Annotated in this window: 2 protein-coding genes; both read right to left on the bottom strand. The window is 48.1% G+C overall.

Annotated elements, in window-relative coordinates:
- Positions 1-651: hypothetical protein (locus NE619_RS17820; RefSeq protein WP_256133838.1), on the bottom strand; the 651-nt coding region annotated here is incomplete at its 3' end.
- Positions 652-766: 115 nt separating this feature from the next.
- A complete protein-coding gene (locus NE619_RS17825; protein WP_256133839.1) occupies positions 767-937 on the bottom strand; it encodes a hypothetical protein in 171 nt (56 codons plus the stop codon).
- Positions 938-1,002 lie beyond the last annotated feature (65 nt).

Here is a 1,002-nt window from a genome sequence, read left to right on the forward strand (position 1 = left end):
ATTCCATCTGTTCCAGCGCTTTGCCGGAACTGTTTTTTCCTGCACCGGCTGATTTCCGGCTTGTTGCTGCTGCCCAACACCGATCTGTCGAAAGCCGGACTGCTGTGCTTCTTCCTTTGGTTTCAGCTGCGGGACATCTTCAAGCACTTTAGTTAGCGCCATCTTCAATTTCTCGTTGTCAATTTTTCCGTCCGAAACAACTTCTGTCATATCGGCCAACTTGATCAAGTATGGCATAGTCTTAATATCCACGCCGATCTCTGCCCCCATCAGCAGGGCTTCCTTTTCGATCTGTGCCTGCAAGGCAAGTTTCTGTGCCTGTTCTGCCTGCTGCTGAATTGCTGTAACGTCCGGTGTATTCTGCGCTTTCTGCTCCTTGTATGCTGCTATAGCCTGGCCCATTTCTTCCTGACTGAGCCCCTGCTGCTTGAAATACGCTTTCAGGGCGGTATCTTCTTTCGCAGATAACGTTCCCTCAAGCATTTTCTGGATTTTGTCATAATCCACTGCTGGGGGCTGTGCCGGTTGCTGGTTCTGCTGAGGGGCTTGCTGCTGGCCCTCCGGAGTGCTTCCACCGCCACCAGTTCCGCCATCACCATCCGTCAGCGGCATGAATCTGCGTAAAAATCCGTGGTATTTGTTTAAAAACATGTTGCTTTCTCCTTTCCATTTTGAGAGTGTCGCTCTATATAAATCCATTGTCTCAGGTGTCACCCGCAGCGCATCTTTTAGGCTCTTATCGCACTTGGAGCAAAAGAAAAGAACCTTACTTCTTCGCAGGTTCTTCTTTTTTTGGTTTTGGTTCTTTTATCTCTTCTACAAAGCCTTTTCTAAGCAAGACTTCCGCCCGGTCTTTACGGGCTTCGAAGATGTCGCCTGGCTCTTTGATTTCATCGAGCTCAAGGTCTCTGTAGCGTTCGATTACTTTTACCTTCATTTTCTTTCTTCACCTCCCCTTTTTCCATGCAGAAATAACCGCTAGAATAATAAGCGTGCAACAGA

The organism is Anaerovorax odorimutans (assembly GCF_024459955.1).
GTDB lineage: Bacteria > Bacillota > Clostridia > Peptostreptococcales > Anaerovoracaceae > Hominibacterium > Hominibacterium odorimutans_A.